Below are 16,886 nucleotides of genomic sequence, written 5' to 3' on the forward strand. Positions count from 1 at the left end.
GACGGACTGCTGTCAGGTCCGGCACACCCGCGACCGTCTGCGGTTGCGCCGAGAACCGGTACGACAGACCGTCTGACCGGTCCGGATCGAGTGCTGCATCCTACAGATTCGAGACTGGCACCGACCGCCGGCTCACCCTCCGTTCAACGCCGGTCCAGTCCGTCGAGCCTCGACTCGGAGGTACTTTTATCAGACCGCCCGCCCAGATGACGTGTATGCAACGTGCACTTGTCGTTATCGACGACACTGACGCGCACCGACGACTGCTCACCGAAGCCAGCCAGTTCGCTCGCAATGGGGCCGCTGAACTCATCGTCTTCGCGTGGACGACCCCTGAGGCGGCCGAAGATGGCAACGACGCGATCGAGTGGGTCGAGGAGATGGAGGGGACCACGTTCGAGGATACCGACGCGACTGCCATGACGCGGCAGTTCGCCCGCGAGTTCAGCGAGGACGTGTTGTCGGAGGTCGACGCCGACATCGATGTCGATGTCGAGGCCGAGGTCGTCATCACGCCGGACGACGAGCGCGACGATGCGATCCTCGCGGCGGCCGACCGCCTGGAGTGTGATCACGTCTTCCTCGTCGGGCAAAAGCGCTCGCCGACGGGCAAGGCGATTTTCGGGAACATCGCCCAGCGCGTGCTGTTGAACTTCGACGGGCCGGTGACCGTCATGATGGAGTGAGTATTCGGCTGGACTGGTACCGTGATGGAGTGAGTGTTTGGTTGGATCGGTATTTTGATGGTGTCCCCGCGTGGGACTAGAGGCATGGACGTACTAGTGACCGGTTCGTACGGCCGCTGTGGAACCGCGATCATCGATCACCTGCACGACGACGATCGGTACGAGTTCACCTACTACAACCGATCCGGACGAGACGAAGACGATCCCTACGGCGGCTACGAGACCGTTATCGGCGATATTGCGGACTACGAGACGCTTCGGGAGGCCTGTACCGGCCAGGACGCGATCGTCCACCTCGCCGCCTATCCCTACACCGACGGCGACTGGAGCGACATCTTCGAACCGAACGTCATCGGGATGTACAACGTGCTCGAGGCCGCTCGCGAGGCCGAAGTCGACTCGGTCATTTTCGGCTCGACCAATCACGTGATGGGACAGTACGAACAGGAGTTCGCCCCCGACATCTACGACCGACAGCACGAACTCGTGCTCGACCACACGGACCCCGTGCGTCCGGATTCCTACTACGGAGCCTCCAAGAGTTTCGGCGAGGATCTGGGACGGTACTACGTCGAGGACTGTGCGTATCCGAACCGATTCTACGCGCTTCGGATCTGTAGCGTCCGGATGCCGGAGTACGACCATCCCTACGGCGACGCCGAGGCGGGCGTCGAAAACGGCGAGTGGGAGCGCGGCAGTCCCGAGTACGAACGGGAGGTCGCACGGATGAAAGCGACTTGGCAGTCGCGCCGGGACTTCGCCCACCAGATTGAGTGCTGTCTGGCGGACGAGCGCGTCGAGTTCGATATTTTCAGCGGCGTGAGCGACAACCGGCGGCGGTGGTTCGATCTCGAACACGCGCGATCGGTCCTCGGCTACGACCCGCAGGACGACGGCGAGGAATGGGACGCACCGCCGGAATCCGTCGAGCAGCTGTCTCAGTAGTTCATGTAGACCGTCTTCGTCGATGTGAAAAAGTCGAGGCCGGCGTCGCCCTGCTCGCGGTAGGTATCCGTCGAGGACTGTTTGTAGCCGCCGAAGGGAACGTGCAGTTCGAGGCCGGTCGTCTTCTCGTTGACCTTCGCGACGCCCGATTCGATCTCCTCGGTGAATCGGTGGGCCTCCGAAAGATCCTGCGTGACGATACTCGCTGAGAGGCCATACTCCACGTCGTTCGCCGCGTCGACGCCCGCCTCGAAACTGTCGACCTTTAACACCGCGAGCACTGGCCCGAACCCCTCCTCCTGAGCGATCCGCATGTCGCTCGTTACGTCCGACACGACGGCCGGTTCGACGTAGTGGCCGTCCTCGTAGGCCCTCCCTTCGGGCTGGCGGCCGCCGGTCTCGAGGTTCGCGCCGTCTTCGGTCGCGATATCGACGTACTCGAGCGTCGACTCGAGTTCACTCTGCGTCACGTGGGGGCCCATATCGGAATTCTCGAGACCGGGACCGATCTCGATCGACGCGGCGTAGTCGGCGATGCCCGCGACGAACTCGTCGTAGACGTCCTCGTGGACGATCGCTCGGGAGCAGGCGGTGCAGGCCTGTCCGGTGACGCCGAACGCGCCGGCTCCGACGATGTCGACCGCCTCGGCCACGTCGGCGCTCGGCATGACGACGGTGGGGTTCTTGCCGCCCATCTCGCACTGCACGCGGGTCAGATCGTCGGCGGCGGCCTGCGCGACGCCCGTTCCGACCGCCGTGCTGCCGGTGAACGAGACGCCGTCGATGTCCTCGTGTGACGCGAGCGTTCCCCCGACTTCGCTGCCCGAGCCGGTGACGTAGTTGGCGACGCCGTCGGGAAGCCCGGCTTCGTCGAGCGCCTCGAGGAGCTTCCGGGCGACCGTCGGCGCGGCGGAGGCCGGCTTTAGCACCGCTGTATTCCCGGCTGCGAGCGCCGGCGCGAGTTTCCAGGCCGGAATCGCGATGGGGTAGTTCCAGGGGGTGATCAGCGCGACGGTTCCGAGCGGCTCGCGTTTGGTGTACAGTTCCGTGTCCGTGCCGCTCGGCGATTTGACGGTGCCGCCGAGATCGCGGGCCTTCTCGGCGTAGTAGCTGAAGATATCGATCGCGCGCTGGACCTCGCCGCCGGCTTCGTCGAGCGTCTTGCCCTCCTCGCGCGTGAGCGTCTCGGTTAGTTCGTCCCGCTGCTCTTCGAGAATCCGGGCCGTCTCCGCGAGCACGTCGCCCCGTTCCGGCCCCGGCGTCGTCGCCCATTCCATCTGTGCATCGACCGCAGCTTCGACCGCCGCGTCGGTATCTGCACTCGTCGAAGCCTGGAACTCTCCGACGATATCGTTCGTGTCGGCTGGATTCCGGACCTCGAAGGTCTCGCCCGAACGCGATTCGATCCACTCGCCGTCGACGTAGTTACGGTATGCTGTCGGCATTCGGACTAGTGATTTCGCGTTTCCCAACACGAACGTTGGTCTTCCGGCAAAACTCTCCTCCCGCGCGACAATCTGCTGTGCTCTCTCTTTTTCTCTCGTCCGTCTCCGCGATGCTGACGGTGACGCAGTATCGCCGTCGGGTCGCCGACGAACCCGGATTACTTTATACGAGTATGCGTACCATTCGTGGTAATGGAGGTCACACAACAGACGGACGACTCGGAGTCGGTCGCACATCCCCACGGAGTGCGACGCGGATCGCTTCGGAACTCGATCCTGTTGAAACTCGCGCTGCTGGGCGGGCTGTTGATCGCACTCGGCGCGCTCATAAACGAAGGCGTCTGGGCCGCCGTTATCACCGTCTGGGGCGCTGGACTGGTACTTGCCGGCCTCGGCTTCTACGGGTTCATCTGGTGGCGACGGCGGTAATCGGTCCGCCCGAGTTCAGCACGCGTCGGCAGTCGTTTCTTAGCGACGCTCGAGCTGTGAGATCTGCCGGTCGTTCGGCCGCCGCTCCAGTTCGAGGCCCGGTAGTTTTCTGATCGTTATCTCGCCGAGAACGTTGATCTCACAGCCTTGTTCCAGGTGCCCGCCGACGGTTCGGTCGCCGTCGAACGCGGTCACGTGGTGGTGGGGCTCGCCGTTCGCGATGACGCCGTTGATGTCGGTGACTTCCCAGGAACCCGTCAACTCCCGATCGACGTTTCGATCGGCCTGCTCGTCGGGGAGGTCGGTCCGATCCACGTAATGGATATTCAGGGTGCTGAACGTGCCGATCCCGGTGACGACAGCACCGGTATCGACCTCGTGTGTCGTACAGGCGCGCTCGATCGATTCGAGCGCCAGATCGCCGCGGTCGAGACGAACGATGACGTGCCCGTCGTCGGATTCGAACGAGTTCATCGTCTCACTGTGGATCGGCCGGGAGAATAAAGCTTGACGCCGCGGCAGCCGACGATCCGTCGGGACGGCGATTCGCGTTCGACGCCGGGTGCTCTCTACCGCGGATCGAGAACCGTCACGCAGACCGGCTTCGGCACCGCGAGTTCAGCGCGCGCGTCGAGGCGGCCGTCGCCGTCGATCGCGAAGACGACGAGCGAGTCGCCGTGCTGATTGGCCGCAAGCAGGAACTCGCCACCGGGCGAGAGCGTGATGTCTCGAGGCGTTTCCCCGCACGTCGACTTGTGGCCGACGCGTTCCAGACTCCCGCTCGCCCGGTCGACCGCGAAGACGGCGATACTGTCGTGGCCTCGATTCGAGACGTACACCCACCGGTCCGACGGGTGGACGCGGACGGCTGCGGGCGCGTTGTCTCCGCCGAACTGCGGGGGACGGGTACTCGTCCGACCGACCGCCGTGAGTGCCCCGGACTCGCGGTCGCGCCTGAACTCGCTCACCGTCGCGTCGAGTTCGTCGACGGCGTAACAGACGGGGGCAGTCGGATGAAATGCGATCTGACGCGGTCTTGCTCCCGCACGGGCCGTTGCGGGCTCCGTTTCGGCCGCTCGCAGTTCGCCGGTGTCGGCGTCCGGGCGATAGATCGCGATGCGATCCGCTCCGAGGTCGGGCGCGTAGCAGAACCGGTTCCGCGGACCCGGTTCGATCGCGTGGGGATGCGGGGCTGACTGCCGGTCCTGATCCGGATCGGTTCCCTCGTGGTGGACGATATCGCTGGCTTCGCCCACCCGCCCGTTGGAGTCGATCGGAAACACGGCGACGGTTCCGCCTTCGTAGTTCGCCACAAACGCGTAGCGACCGGTCGCATCGACGCTAACATAACAGGCCAGCCCCCTCGCTCGAACGGTCGTTGAGCCGCGCCAGATCGCCGCAGCCGCCGTTCAGTCGGTAGGAAGCCACCCGTCCGCCCGCCGCTCGCTCGACCGTGTAGAGACTCTTCCCGTCGGGGTGGACCGAAAGAAACGCCGGATTCGCCGCGGGAACTCGTGCGCGCTCCGTTACCGTTCCGTCGGCCGCCAACTCGATATCGACGATGCCGTCGCCGTTGCTCCCGGCCGAACAGACGAGTATGCGGATCGTCTCTCGTGTCCGTATCCGTGTCTGTCCGCTCATCACAACGCGGTGTTAGCCCAGCAGCGCGTCGTCTCCGAACGCGTACCGATCGGCGAGTTCGATGCGGTCGCCGGTGCGGCCGGACTCGTACGCCGCCATCGTCACGACCAACGTTCGAAACGCGTCTCGAACCGAAATCGGCGGTTCCGTTCCTTCAAGCACCGATTCGGTGAACGCTTCGGCCTTGGTCCGTCGACCGTGGTAGTCGAGATACGGATCGTGCTCCGTTCCCTCCGCGTCGATCGTATAGCCGGTGCGTTCGTCCCACTCGCGGCCCTCGAGATACACCGCGCCGTCGTCGTCCCAGATGTGGATGTGTTCCCGAGTGCACGCGACGATCCCCGTGTCCGAGACGGTGGCGAGCGCGCCGTTTGCGAACTCGATGGTGATCGACGACTGCGTGTCGAAGTACTGGTCGTCGTCGTGGAACTCTACGGTGGCGTCGACGCTAGTCGGTGTGAGGCCGGTTACCCAGAGAATAGCGTCGAGAACGTGTGAGCCGACGTTCAGGAGGTGACCGCCGCCGCTCAGTTCGGGGTCCATTCGCCAGTCGTCCATGGTCTCGTAGTACGAGCGCCAGTCGTGGGTGATCTCGGCCGTGATCGATGTCGGGTCGTTGTCGCCCGTCGCCCACCGTTCGCGGGCCATGATGAACGCGGGGTTGAGGTGGCGCTGATAGCCGAGCATCATCACTCGATCGGTCTCCTGCTCGCGTCGATAGAGTTCAGCCGCGTCGTCGACGGCCGTCGCCAGCGGCTTTTCACAGAGGACGTGCAGGTCGCGGTCGAGCGCGGCCAGGATCTGTTCGTAGTGCAGGCCGTTCGGGGTGGCGATTGCCGCCGCATCGAGGGTGGCCTCGTCGAGCATCGTTTCGTAGTCCGCGTATTGGGCCGAGCGCGGAACGTCTAATTCGCGGCCCGCATCGGTGAGGTTCGATTCGTTGACGTCGGCCAAGGCGACCAGTTCGGCGTTCGGGACGGTTTCGAACTGCCGGCCGAGTCGGACGCCGAGGCTGCCGAGTCCGACGAGTCCGACGCGAAGCGGCGATCCGGATGAGTCAACCATGTCGTAGTCACGCATACAGGTAAATAGCGTATAATTGTTTTGTTCGGTGGGTGTTTGCCGTCTCTCGTGGCTCGGTCTTGCCCTGCAGTCCTGCAGCCGGTTCGTCGTGGTCGGTGATCGCGGTGACCGGTGATGCCGGACCAGGGAAGCACTTAGCGGTCAGTCCAGATCGAGCCGCACATCGCTCTCATCGTCGAGTTCGATCGAGTCGGCCAGCGAACCGTGGTTGCCCGCCAGCGCGATCGTGTCGGTCTTCGGACCGCTTGCGCGCAGGAACTGTCCGTCCGCCGGCGGGGTACAGCCGCGAACTTGCGTGCGCTCGACGTTCGAAAGGGAGAGAGCGGGCTCGTCGGATGCAGGGTCTGCGCCGACGACGGGTTGCACGTCGAGTTCGTCGATGGTGACGTCGTCCGTTTCCTCGACGCGCAGTGCAGGGCTGTCGGGCGTTCGGAGTTCGACGTTCCGAAACGAGATGTCGGCGATGGACTTGCAGAACAGGCCGTGGGTCTGCTCGTAGCCGTCGGCCATCGCGGGATCGAGGTCCGTCGCATCGAGCGATCTGGTTGCGTCGATCCGCACGTCGCGAAACGAGATGCCCTCGAAGTACCGCTCGGGGAGCCCGGCGAAGAAGCCGGCGGTCTCGACGTTGCGGGCGGTAATATTGCTGAACGAGACGTTGCGGACCAGCGGCGTCCCCTCGCCGGTCGGTTCGGGATCGCTGTCCAACGGGGTGAAGTAGTAGCCGTTGATGACGAACGGACACGCGATGCGGCGCATGACGATCTGGTCGAATCGCAGATCCTCGACGACGCCGCCGCGGCCTCGCTGGGTCTTGATCCGAATCCCGCGGTCCGTGTCGGTGAACGTGCAGTTTGACACCGTCACGTCCCGGACGTCGCCAGACATCTCGCTTCCGATCACGACGCCGCCGTGACCGGCCTCGACGGTGCAGTTCGCGACCGTGATCTGCGAGGCCGGCTCGCCGACCTCACGCCCCTCCGCGTCCTTCCCGGATTTGATGCAGATCGCATCGTCGCCCGCGTTGATGTACGCATCGCTGATCCGGACGTACCGCGAGGAGTCGATGTCGATCCCGTCGCCGTTCGGCGCGCCGGCCGGGTTTTCGATGTTCACGTCGGTGATCGTCACGTTCTCCGAGTAGACGACGTGCGTGTTCCAGAACGGCGAGTTCCGCAGCGTCACGCCCGAGACGGTGACGTTCTCGGCATCGAAAATCTGGAGCAGCGGCGGCCGGTGCGTGAAACTGCTCACGTCGTCTTGCTTGTCGTTTTGCGCCTCGAACTCGGCCAGTCGGTCCTGCAGTCCGTCGGGAAGCATCGGTTCCGGCTCGCCGTAGAACTGCCACCAGTACTCGCCGTTCCCGTCGATCGCTCCCTGACCGGTGATCGAAACGGTGTCGGTTCCGTCGACCAGCAGGCACGGGTGGAAGCCGATCTGATCCCACCCTTCCCAGCGGCTCTGTACCGTCGGGAACGCCTCGTAGTCGCCGACGAATCGCAGTGTCGCTCCCGCCTCCAGATGAAGCGTCGTCCGATCACCAACGCGAAGCGGGCCCGTCACGTACGTTCCCGGGGGAACGGACACCGTTCCACCGGTTCCGGCACACTCGTCGAGCGCCGTCTGAATCGCCTCGGTATTGGAATCGTCGGACCCACTCTGTGCGCCGAACTCGCGGATGTCGTATCGACCCGTGTCAGGGACTGCCATCGTCTGCCTATTTCGCAGTACGAAAATAAACGTTGCGTCGTCGGCGATTCGTGACCGAGGTTCCGTCGCTCCCCTTACGGACGCCGATCCAGTCACGTCTCGAGAATCGTCGCGTTCTCTCCGTCCCACGCATCAAGGAACTCGCGTTCGCGCTCGACGAGTTCAATGAAGAGGGATTCGGCCGCCTCCCGCTCGAGAGTCACGACGGGGTCGGAGAGGAATACCCGGAACGCCCGGTCGAGGTCGCCGTCGAAGCCGGCCTTAACGAGCGTTTCCTGGTTGTGGACGTGCGTGAGGACGAGCGACCGGATCGACCGGGGAAGCGAGCCCGCGGTCAGCGGCGTGACGGCGTCGCCGGTGAGCAACGCGTTCGTCTCGACGATGGCACCGTCCGGGAGGTTAGCGACCTGCCCTTGGTTGGGATAGTTCAGGTGCGTTTCCAGCGGTTCGAGCCCGAGTAACGCCCGGATGATGTCGACGGCTTCCTCGCCGGATTCGGTGAGTTCGAACGTCTCCGCCCCCGAGAGATACCGCTCCGTCGGCGTCGGTCCGTCAGCCGGCAGCCGCGCCTCGCTTGGCGTAAACCGAATCCCCCATCGGTGGAGTTCTTCGAGATCGTCGAGTTCGAGATACCACGGGATGAACTCGACGAGGTGGCGGTCGCCGGCCGCGGGGAAGCAGCCGAACCGGTCGTAGAGGTCGAACGCGACGCGATAGTTGTTGGTCCAGTAGGATGCGTCGGCCATCGAACCGGGATCGAAGTCGGCCAGCGGTTTTCGGGCCGCGAGTTCGGCGTCGAGGAACCGATAGAGGTCGCGGCCGCGCCAGCGCGCCTCGTCGATCCACGTGAAGTGATTGATTCCCTTGACGGTGACGTGAATCTCGTCCGAATCGACGGCGTCGACGCCGTCGAGATGCGTCGTCGCGAGGTCGGCGAACAACTCCTGCGTTTGGAACACTTCGTGACAGAGGCCGATGGCCTTGATCTCGGGGAACTCTTCGTAGAGGGTGCGGGTGCAGACGGTCATCGGGTTCGTGTAGTTGAGCACCCACGCGTCGGGGCACTGTTCGCGGATCGTCGCCGCGATTTCTCGGTACTGGGGAATCGCCCGCATCGAGCGCAGGATGCCGCCGGGGCCGACGGTATCGGCGACCGGCTGGTGGATGCCGTACTGCTTCGGCAGGTCGATGTCGTGGACGAACGTCTCCGCCGGCGGGTCCTGGATCGAGCAGATGACGATATCCGCGCCCGAGAGCGCGGCGGACAGGTCCCGAACCGCGTCGAACGTCCAGTCACCGTCGGCGTCCGCGCGGCTCGTTACCTGCGTTCCGAGTTCAGCGTTCTTCCTCGCAGCCTCGTAGTCGACATCGTACAGCGCGACGGTGCCGGCGATCTCCGTACACTGCGCGAGGTCGTTGATGAGGGTGTGCGCCCAGCCCTGGCTGCCGCCACCGATGTAGCCGATTCGGATCTCCGGAATTGCGTCGCTCGAACGTCTGCCAAGGTGATGCATACGTCTCTCCCGAACGAAACGCCCAAAAGCGTTGGTGGTCGGGGTCGAAACTGCCGGCTCTCTTGCTGGACAGCGGCGTTTGCAAGCCGCGTTCCCTGCCGACATCACGCGCATCGGCAGCGACTGCAACGCCGGACTCCGGATCGACCACGTCGGCGAAAAGCGGCGTCTCCGTGTCGCCGTATCAATCACGACCGGCCGCAACAACCGTCTCGACGTGTTGCTGAACGGTGTCGATCAACTCCGCTGCTCTTGCGTTCACCACACTCGGTTTCCAGTCCAGCGGTCGGTACTCGTTCGTCCGGATGAAATCTCTCCTGCTGGTCTCCGTTCCGGCTATTACCATCGGTCTCCTCTCTCGTTTCTCCCCCCGAGTTCAGTGAGTTCCCGCTCGCCGAATATTGACATACGTACTGTTGTAATGAATTTGTGGAAACATTACAATCGTACAATTGTAAATGGTCTCGGCCGACCGTCACTCAGTAGTGGCGAATAGTAGCGTAGTAGCGCTTCTACGTGCTAAATACGCCGTTTTATCGGTGACAATCCTCGTTCGCGAGACGGGAATGACGGCCGGTTCAGCAATACTGTGTCGGACGACGTTGTGGGTGCCGACCTGCCGATGGCGGTCCGCTAACAGGGACGGACGAACGCACCCAGCGAGTAGTCAGTGCTGGACCGATCGCTCCCGACGACCCGTTTCAGTTCCCTTCTGGAGAACAGACTTATAATCCTGAACTATGATACCACTTTGTATGGCAAGCACCCCCGATGAACGCACTGGACGGCGCATTCGGTCGGTCGAAATCGCATTTACGATTCTCGACGCCATCCGTGCGAACGAGGCGACGAGCGTTACCGAACTGGCCGACGAGCTCGGTCACTCCAAAAGCACCATCCACAGCCACCTTCGAACCCTCGAGAGCCAGGAGATCATCGTTCGACAGGACGATGGCTACCGACTCAGTCTGCAACTCCTCGATATGGCAAACGACGTTCGAGAGCAGGTTGCAAACTACGAGGTCATCGTCGACGAAGTCGATAAACTGGCGTCCGAAACGGGCGAAATCGCCCACTTCGGGCTCGAAGAACACGGCAAAGTGGCCTACCTCTACAAGGCGATGGGGACGCAGGCCGTCGAAACGGTCTCGCGACCCGGCGGCAAACAGCCGATGTACTCGACATCCCTCGGCAAGGCCATCCTCGCTTTCCTCCCGGCCGACCGACGCCGAGAGATCCTCGACCACGTCTCGTTCGCCCCGAAAACGCCGAAAACGATCACCGACCCCGAGCGCTTCGCTGATGAACTCGATGTCATCACCGACCAGGGGTACGCGATCGACGACGAGGAGAACATCGAGGGACTCCGATGTGTTGCCGCCCCTGTGAAAAACGGGAACACGGTCCTCGGTGCCGTCAGCGTCTCCGGCCCAGTGAGTCGCAGCACGGACGAGGTCCTCCACGGTGAACTCGCCGAAAGCGTGCAACGAACCGCCAACGTGATCGAACTCAATACGAAATTCTCCTGACTCCACGGTTCGTTCGCCGTCTCAGAATCGGTTCGACTGTCGTCGAACGCGTCCTCTCGGATACCTGCACATTCGTTCAAGAAACACTTACCATTTTTCGACTTGATTCCCTGATTGGTGTAGGCTAATGACACACGACAGACGGACGTTTCTGCAGACGGTCGGTGCAGGGAGTCTCGGCCTCGCGACACTACCGCTGTTCAGCGACGCGGTTGCTGCAGCGACGCTCATCACGATCCGCGGCGGTGGCGCGGACATCTGGAATACGGAAGACGCGTTTCACTACTCCCACGACGAGTTCAGCGGGACATCGACGTTCGAGTGCGCAATACCGCGCTGGAACACACCGATCTGAACGCGAAGACCGGAATCATGATTCGGGAGTCGCTGGCTCCCGACGCGGCGAACGTGATGCTTCGCCGGACGCCGAACGGGGCGGTATCACTGCAGTGGCGTCCCGAGTCTGGAGCCGAGACGGTGAGTACGACCTCCGGCGGCGAGGACGAGAGCGAGGTCGACGGCGGCAGTCTCGAGGCCGAGTGGCTGCGATTGTGCAGGCGCGGCGATACCTTCGAAGCGTACGGGTCGTCCGACGGGGACGACTGGACGCTCCTCGCCGACATCGATACGGAGCAGGTCGCGATACGCGACGAGGCGTCCGTCGTCGATCACAACCGCGACAACGCCGGCGCGCGACCGGCCGACCGCACTGCCATCGACGAGCGACTCATCGCCCAACTCGACGCCGGCGAGGGAACCTACATCGACAGCCAGTCGGAAGTCGGCGGCTATCCCGACCTTCCAGTCCGGACGTGTCCGATCTCCGTTCCCCAGAGCGGGACACGCGCCTGGCTTCGGGCGAAAGCCCGTACCGTCGAATAGTCACTACTCGACTCCGAAAAACCGAAGAGCCGAGGAATCGACCACCGACGGCAGACGGCCGCCGGCGCTGAACTCGGAACCCGCTTGCCGACGCTCTGACAGCTCGTTGAGCTGGTTCACCGTCCCGCAATCGTGCGGTTCGCGGCCTCGAAACCTCCTAACCTCGCAACCTTGCGGGTCCGCGCCGGAGAGCACACCATTTATACGATCCTCGGCCGTGTCCCAACGTATCACACAATGACGGCCCAACCGCGATACGAACCCCGGATCGAGGACGAAACGCTCTATCTGGACCACGATGGGGATCGCCTGGAAGTCGGTCCGATGGAGCACATCGTCGATCGAATCGGCGAGACGTACACGCTCGAGTACACCGAAGAGCAAAGCGCCGCCGCGTGGCTCCAGACCGACAGCGACAACACGATCACGTTCGACGTTCGCGAGGTCGTCGGCAAGATGACCCACACCCAAGAGTTCGTCGCGAACCTCGAAAACTGTCCCCTCGACCAGACGACGCCGGACGGAGAGCCGAAACGAACGGCGTTGTTCGTCGATCTCATCACCGAAATCTGGGATTCGAAGGGGAATCTCGACGGGTAGCGACGGGTTCGAGCCTACGGACTCCCGCGACTCGCCTCTCTCCTCGACCCAAATATTAATCACCCCGACCGACGCCACACGAGGTATGTTCGAGCTAGCGGCGCAGCACTCGATCGGTCGGCCGCCCGAGTGGGCGCTCTTGCAACGAGAACTGTTCGAGACGATGGCGGACGCCGTCGATCGCTTCGTCGACGAATACGTCGACGAGAACGGCGAACCGTACTGGCCACCCAGGGGCTACACCGGCGTCGATGGGTTCGACGACGTGATCGAGGGATTCTACAACTGGCCGCTCGTCTACGCACTGGGCGGCGACGAGCGATTTCTCGAACACGCCCAGGATGTCTATGCGGGCGCGCTTCGACGCGGGAGGAACACTGACACCCCGTTCGGTCATCCGATGGTCGTCGACGAGTTCGAGCAGTGTCGCGACTGGTTTCACCTGGGCGAGGGGAATCTCTTTACGTACAACATGGGCCTTGCTGCGCCGACCGACGAGGCCGTCGTCGACCGCGCGGAACGGTTCGCCCGGTTGTACTTCGATACCGACGACGAGGCGGATGCGGGGAACTACGACGGCGACCGGCGCCTCGTCCACGGGCCGATGAACGGCAGTATGGGGCCGGATCACTGCGATTTTTCCGCGTACGAACACCACCCCTACGGGGCCGAGTACCGCTGGGCGAGTCACGGTCTGCCGTGGCGTGATCTCGAGTTCGCCGAGGCGGCCGAGCTGTGTGACCCCGACAACGAGGAGCGACTGTTCGAAGTGCTCGACGAGCGGTGTTCGAAGGGGGATATTCCGCTCAATCTCAACGTGACGAGTCTGATGACGAACGCTTACCTCCACACCGGCGAGGACCGGTATCGCGAGTGGGCCCTCGAGTATCTCGCGGCGTGGCGCGAGCGAACGGCCGAGAACGGCGGCATCATTCCGGACAACGTCGGTCGGTCGGGCGAGATCGGGGAGTACACCGACGGCTCGTGGTACGGCGGCTATTACGGCTGGTCGTGGGGCGGGTGGCACTACGTCGGTATCGGGCCGACGGTCGCCGCGGAGAACGCCGTGTTGCTCACCGGAGATCGGGAGCATTTGGCGTTTCCGCGGTCGCAACTCGACGTGTTGATCGAGAACGGGATCGAGGTCGACGAGGATTCGATCCACTCGACGCTGTACGTTCCGCACAAGTACGGCGGTCCCGGCGATTACCACTACGACGCCTCGGGAGTCCTGACCGAGGACGACGGGGAGGTGCTGTGGCGCGACGGCTGGTACGAGTTCAAGCCGCATCGAGACGATCCGTACGTGTTCCACCTCTGGTATCTGTCACTGTCGGAAGCGGATCGGGAGCGGGTCGATCGACTTCGCGACTGGGGGTCACGGGACTGGACGCAGGTCGACTACCGGCCGTCGAACAAGCACGGGGCGGGCCAGGAGTACGCCTGGTTGGCGTACCTCGATGGGGAGTTTCCGGACTATCCCCAGCGGCGGCTGGAAGCGAGCCACGCCCACGTACAGGACCGCCTCGCGCTCATGCGCGAGGAGGGCGGGGTCCCGGACGATGTCGATGAAGATTACCTCCGCGATCGGAATCCGATCGTTCACCGCGGACTGCTCCAGTTGACGATGGGTGCCCCACAGCCGGTCTATTACGGCGGACTCGTGATGGCGCAGCTTCGCCACTTCGACCCCGAGCGGGAGCGGCCGGGACTACCGCCCGGCGTCGCCGCGCTGGTCGAGGACATGACCCGGGAGGGCGTGACGCTGACGCTGGTCAACGTCGGTGGACGGGATCGCGACGTGATCGTCCAGGCCGGTGCATACGGCGAACACGAGTTCACGGCGATAGAACTCGACGATGAACTGGTACGTCCTGAGTCGACGTGCATTCGGGTGTCGCTCCCGAGCGGAACGCGGTTCACGGTCGCAGCGTCACTCGATCGATTCGTCACTGAGCCGTCCTATGCGCTGCCGTGGACCGGGTCATGTCGGTCGCGAGTTCGGGATGAGTGACCGTCGGTACTGCGATCGTCGCAGTACTCGAATATGTGTCAGATACTAGTTTAGTATCTGGTTTGGATTCACTCATACTAGCTCGCCATCACTGAACCCAGATTCAAACTCCCAATTATGATTTGAATAATTCTATTCGAGCACTAATAGTGTTCTGTCTGGAAATAGTACCCGTGAGAAGACAACGTTTTGTATTATAGATCCGGATTCCGATCTGTATGCTCTGTCTCGTTACCTGTCTGACTCCGTCAACAAAAGCAGTTTGGTTACTGGTACTAGTCGTCGGATGGCGTCTCCGAGCCGGGAACGTCTGCGCCGATATCGGATCCGGTGAGCGACGCCTCCCGCCAGGTACCGCGCTTGAACCAGAAGTACGCGATGACGCCGCCGATGACGTTCGATATCGGGAACGCGATCCAGAGGCCGGTAGCGCCGATCGCTTCTGCGCCGATCCAGGCGATGGGCAAGCGGACGAGTCCGAGCGTCACGACCGAGATCACGGCGGCAAACAGCGTCTTCCCGGCACCGCGGAAGCCGCCCGTGTAGGCTCGCATGACCCCGATAAAGCCGAACGTGAGCGCGGTATATCGGAGGAACGATGCGCTCTCCGCGGCGACCGTCGGGTTGTCCGTGAAGATGGACGAGATCGGCCGTGCAGCCAGGATGGTGATGATTCCGAGACCGGTTAGTATGGCCAGCATCGCGCGAGCGCCGAAGTGGTTCGTCTCAGCGGCCCGATCGGGTTTCTCCGCGCCGATATTCTGTCCGGTTATCGTTTCGATCCCCTGGGAGACCGCAAGCGCCGGAAGGAAGATGACCGAGAAGATTCGCGTCCCGATCCCGTAGGCGGCGCTGATTTCCTCGGGGAACATCGCCAGGACGAACAACAGGAGGGTGATCGACAGCGAGCGGGCCGTTCCCTCGATCGACGCCGGCAGACCGATGTCGATGACTTTCCGTCCGAACGAGAGATCGGGAACCATCTGTCCGAGTCGGATTCGGACGCCGCGGTTCCCGCGGAACATGATCGCCAGTCCGACGATGAATGCGAGCGCCCGCGAGAATACCGTCGCGATTGCGGCACCGGCGACTCCCGTCCCAGTATAGCCCGTCAGTTCGAACAGCGACGCTTCGAGGCCCGTGGCCCCGAGGTAGCCGAACAGGGGATTGTTCTGGAAGCCGAAGATCATCACCGGATCGAGCACGACGTTGAGGACGACCGAGCCGCCCATCACGTACATCGGTGTGATCGTGTCGCCGTAGCCGCGCATGAGCGCCATGAACACGGCGAAGCCGAACACCCCGACGAGGCCGACCGAGTAGACCCGCATGTAGTCCGCGACCAGCGACGAAATCTCGGGGCCCGTCCCGAGGATCACGAGGAAATCGTCGACGAAGATGAACCCGATCGCACCGAGTACGATGGACGCCACGGCGGCGTACGCCATCGTCTGAGAGGCCGCGTACTCGGCTTTCCGGTCGTTTCCGGCACCGATATGTTGGGCAACGAGGACGCTGCCGGCAACCGAGAGGCCGAGCGCGAGCGAGATCATCAGAAAGACCATCGGGAACGCGAACGTGATCGCCGACAGTGACGCCGTACTATGTCTCCCTAGCCAGAACGTGTCCGCGAGGTTGTACGTGACCTGGAACAGGTTCTGCACGATGATCGGCAGGGAGAGGTAGAACAACGGCTTGCCGATCCCGCCCTCGGTGAGGTCGAACTCGTCGGGGCCCTTGAAGAACTTACTGACGAACTGCCGGACTCCCATCAGTGAGTCACCTCCAGGGGTTCGGGCGAGAGATGTTGCTCAACGTACGCTCGCACCGTCTCGTGGAGTCGATCCATCGAGTAGTCGACGGCGACGCGGCGCGTGTGCGCGCCGCTGATCATCGTCGTCAGAAACTCGGCCGCGAGATCGGGGTCGACGTGCTCGTTGAACTCCTCGCGCTCGATTCCCGCTTCGATGATCGAGTGCAGTTCCTCGTACAGGAACTCGTCGAATTTGGTGAGTTGTTCCTGTATCCCGTCGTTGTACGGGCCTTGCGCTCGTATCTCCAACATCGCGGTCCGAAACTCCGTATCCGGACCGTCTTCTCCGTCTGCAAGCAAGACATCGAGCAACGACAACAACCGCGCTTGCGGGGACGCTCCGGTGACCCCCGTTACCTTGTCGGTGTAGCGGCCGTACAGGAACTCCAGAAAGGCCGTAAAGAGGTCCTCTTTCGTGTCGTAGTAGTAGTGAATCGACGCCTTGCTCTTGTCCGTCTCATCGGCGATATCCTGCAGTGTAAGCTCTGCATAACCGTGTTTACAAAGGGCACGATATGTCCCATCTAGTATTTCATTTGCTGTATCGTCATCCATGTCGGTTGGTATAGGACTTACTAACTGGTCAGTCAAAAGG

At 62.9% G+C, this 16,886-nt stretch carries 15 protein-coding genes and 1 pseudogene; 8 read left to right on the top strand and 8 right to left on the bottom strand.

Translation table 11 applies throughout. The annotated features are described in order from the left end of the window. The first annotated feature begins 215 nt into the window (after positions 1–215). Positions 216–686: a universal stress protein gene (locus C484_RS09085; RefSeq protein WP_049915242.1), complete on the top strand. Its 471-nt coding sequence runs from the start codon at positions 216–218 to the stop codon at positions 684–686. 84 nt (positions 687–770) lie between these two features. Further along, the gene (locus tag C484_RS09090; protein WP_006825640.1) at positions 771–1,631 is read left to right on the top strand and encodes an NAD-dependent epimerase/dehydratase family protein; all 861 of its coding nucleotides are present in this window, start codon (positions 771–773) and stop codon (positions 1,629–1,631) included. Here the strand turns inward: C484_RS09090 and xacF are convergent. Next, the gene (xacF, locus tag C484_RS09095) at positions 1,625–3,076 is read right to left on the bottom strand and encodes a 2,5-dioxovalerate dehydrogenase (RefSeq protein ID WP_006825641.1); all 1,452 of its coding nucleotides are present in this window, start codon (positions 3,074–3,076) and stop codon (positions 1,625–1,627) included. The genes C484_RS09090 and xacF overlap by 7 nt on opposite strands. 192 nt (positions 3,077–3,268) lie before the next feature. On the opposite strand from xacF, the gene C484_RS09100 reads away from it, so the two are divergent. After that, positions 3,269–3,505, top strand: coding sequence for a hypothetical protein (locus tag C484_RS09100; protein WP_006825642.1), 237 nt, complete (start codon positions 3,269–3,271; stop codon positions 3,503–3,505). Between the two features lie 39 nt (positions 3,506–3,544). Here C484_RS09100 and C484_RS09105 read toward each other — a convergent pair whose 3' ends face one another. The 5 genes and pseudogenes from C484_RS09105 to C484_RS09125 form a co-directional block, all read right to left on the bottom strand. Further along, positions 3,545–3,979 carry a PPC domain-containing DNA-binding protein gene (locus tag C484_RS09105; RefSeq protein WP_006825643.1) on the bottom strand — a complete coding sequence of 145 codons (435 nt, stop codon included), beginning with the start codon at positions 3,977–3,979 and terminating at the stop codon, positions 3,545–3,547. Positions 3,980–4,074: 95 nt separating this feature from the next. Further along, positions 4,075–5,146 (bottom strand): annotated as a pseudogene (locus C484_RS09110) (lactonase family protein). A gap of 12 nt (positions 5,147–5,158) precedes the next feature. Further along, positions 5,159–6,226, bottom strand: coding sequence for a Gfo/Idh/MocA family protein (locus C484_RS09115; protein ID WP_006825646.1), 1,068 nt, complete (start codon positions 6,224–6,226; stop codon positions 5,159–5,161). 144 nt (positions 6,227–6,370) lie between these two features. Then, positions 6,371–7,939 (bottom strand): glycoside hydrolase family 28 protein, encoded by a 1,569-nt coding sequence (locus C484_RS09120; protein ID WP_006825647.1) that lies wholly within the window; start codon positions 7,937–7,939, stop codon positions 6,371–6,373. A gap of 92 nt (positions 7,940–8,031) precedes the next feature. Then, on the bottom strand, positions 8,032–9,453 hold the full coding sequence (locus C484_RS09125) for a family 4 glycosyl hydrolase (RefSeq protein WP_006825648.1): 1,422 nt from the start codon (positions 9,451–9,453) through the stop codon (positions 8,032–8,034). A gap of 755 nt (positions 9,454–10,208) precedes the next feature. On the opposite strand from C484_RS09125, the gene C484_RS09130 reads away from it, so the two are divergent. The 5 genes from C484_RS09130 (at position 10,209) to C484_RS09150 (ending at position 14,478) form a co-directional block, all read left to right on the top strand. Next, positions 10,209–10,982: an IclR family transcriptional regulator gene (locus C484_RS09130; RefSeq protein WP_006825650.1), complete on the top strand. Its 774-nt coding sequence runs from the start codon at positions 10,209–10,211 to the stop codon at positions 10,980–10,982. Between the two features lie 127 nt (positions 10,983–11,109). Beyond that, complete coding sequence (locus C484_RS24295; RefSeq protein WP_049915217.1) at positions 11,110–11,337, top strand: hypothetical protein; 228 nt, start codon at positions 11,110–11,112, stop codon at positions 11,335–11,337. After that, on the top strand, positions 11,304–11,864 hold the full coding sequence (locus C484_RS24300; RefSeq protein ID WP_049915220.1) for a hypothetical protein: 561 nt from the start codon (positions 11,304–11,306) through the stop codon (positions 11,862–11,864). Before C484_RS24295 ends, C484_RS24300 begins: the two co-directional genes overlap by 34 nt. Positions 11,865–12,101: 237 nt before the next feature. Further along, positions 12,102–12,464: a hypothetical protein gene (locus C484_RS09145; RefSeq protein ID WP_006825651.1), complete on the top strand. Its 363-nt coding sequence runs from the start codon at positions 12,102–12,104 to the stop codon at positions 12,462–12,464. 85 nt (positions 12,465–12,549) lie between these two features. Next, positions 12,550–14,478: a hypothetical protein gene (locus tag C484_RS09150; RefSeq protein WP_006825652.1), complete on the top strand. Its 1,929-nt coding sequence runs from the start codon at positions 12,550–12,552 to the stop codon at positions 14,476–14,478. Between the two features lie 275 nt (positions 14,479–14,753). Here C484_RS09150 and C484_RS09155 read toward each other — a convergent pair whose 3' ends face one another. Then, positions 14,754–16,250, bottom strand: coding sequence for an MATE family efflux transporter (locus C484_RS09155; protein WP_006825653.1), 1,497 nt, complete (start codon positions 16,248–16,250; stop codon positions 14,754–14,756). Next, positions 16,250–16,846, bottom strand: a complete 597-nt coding sequence (locus tag C484_RS09160) for a TetR/AcrR family transcriptional regulator (protein ID WP_006825654.1) — start codon at positions 16,844–16,846, stop codon at positions 16,250–16,252. The genes C484_RS09155 and C484_RS09160 overlap by 1 nt, the downstream gene beginning before the upstream one ends. Positions 16,847–16,886 lie beyond the last annotated feature (40 nt).

The sequence above is a fragment of the Natrialba taiwanensis DSM 12281 genome (assembly GCF_000337595.1).
Taxonomy (GTDB): Archaea; Halobacteriota; Halobacteria; order Halobacteriales; family Natrialbaceae; genus Natrialba; species Natrialba taiwanensis.

Excerpts from the sequence above, each read along its gene's own strand:
- C484_RS09085 (WP_049915242.1), top strand. The coding sequence starts at position 216 with ATGCAACGTGCACTTGTCGTTATCGACGACACTGACGCGCACCGACGA.
- C484_RS09090 (WP_006825640.1), top strand. The coding sequence starts at position 771 with ATGGACGTACTAGTGACCGGTTCGTACGGCCGCTGTGGAACCGCGATC.
- xacF (WP_006825641.1), bottom strand. The coding sequence starts at position 3,076 with ATGCCGACAGCATACCGTAACTACGTCGACGGCGAGTGGATCGAATCG.
- C484_RS09100 (WP_006825642.1), top strand. The coding sequence starts at position 3,269 with ATGGAGGTCACACAACAGACGGACGACTCGGAGTCGGTCGCACATCCC.
- C484_RS09105 (WP_006825643.1), bottom strand. The coding sequence starts at position 3,979 with ATGAACTCGTTCGAATCCGACGACGGGCACGTCATCGTTCGTCTCGAC.
- C484_RS09115 (WP_006825646.1), bottom strand. The coding sequence starts at position 6,226 with ATGCGTGACTACGACATGGTTGACTCATCCGGATCGCCGCTTCGCGTC.
- C484_RS09120 (WP_006825647.1), bottom strand. The coding sequence starts at position 7,939 with ATGGCAGTCCCTGACACGGGTCGATACGACATCCGCGAGTTCGGCGCA.
- C484_RS09125 (WP_006825648.1), bottom strand. The coding sequence starts at position 9,453 with ATGCATCACCTTGGCAGACGTTCGAGCGACGCAATTCCGGAGATCCGA.
- C484_RS09130 (WP_006825650.1), top strand. The coding sequence starts at position 10,209 with ATGGCAAGCACCCCCGATGAACGCACTGGACGGCGCATTCGGTCGGTC.
- C484_RS24295 (WP_049915217.1), top strand. The coding sequence starts at position 11,110 with ATGACACACGACAGACGGACGTTTCTGCAGACGGTCGGTGCAGGGAGT.
- C484_RS09145 (WP_006825651.1), top strand. The coding sequence starts at position 12,102 with ATGACGGCCCAACCGCGATACGAACCCCGGATCGAGGACGAAACGCTC.
- C484_RS09150 (WP_006825652.1), top strand. The coding sequence starts at position 12,550 with ATGTTCGAGCTAGCGGCGCAGCACTCGATCGGTCGGCCGCCCGAGTGG.
- C484_RS09155 (WP_006825653.1), bottom strand. The coding sequence starts at position 16,250 with ATGGGAGTCCGGCAGTTCGTCAGTAAGTTCTTCAAGGGCCCCGACGAG.
- C484_RS09160 (WP_006825654.1), bottom strand. The coding sequence starts at position 16,846 with ATGGATGACGATACAGCAAATGAAATACTAGATGGGACATATCGTGCC.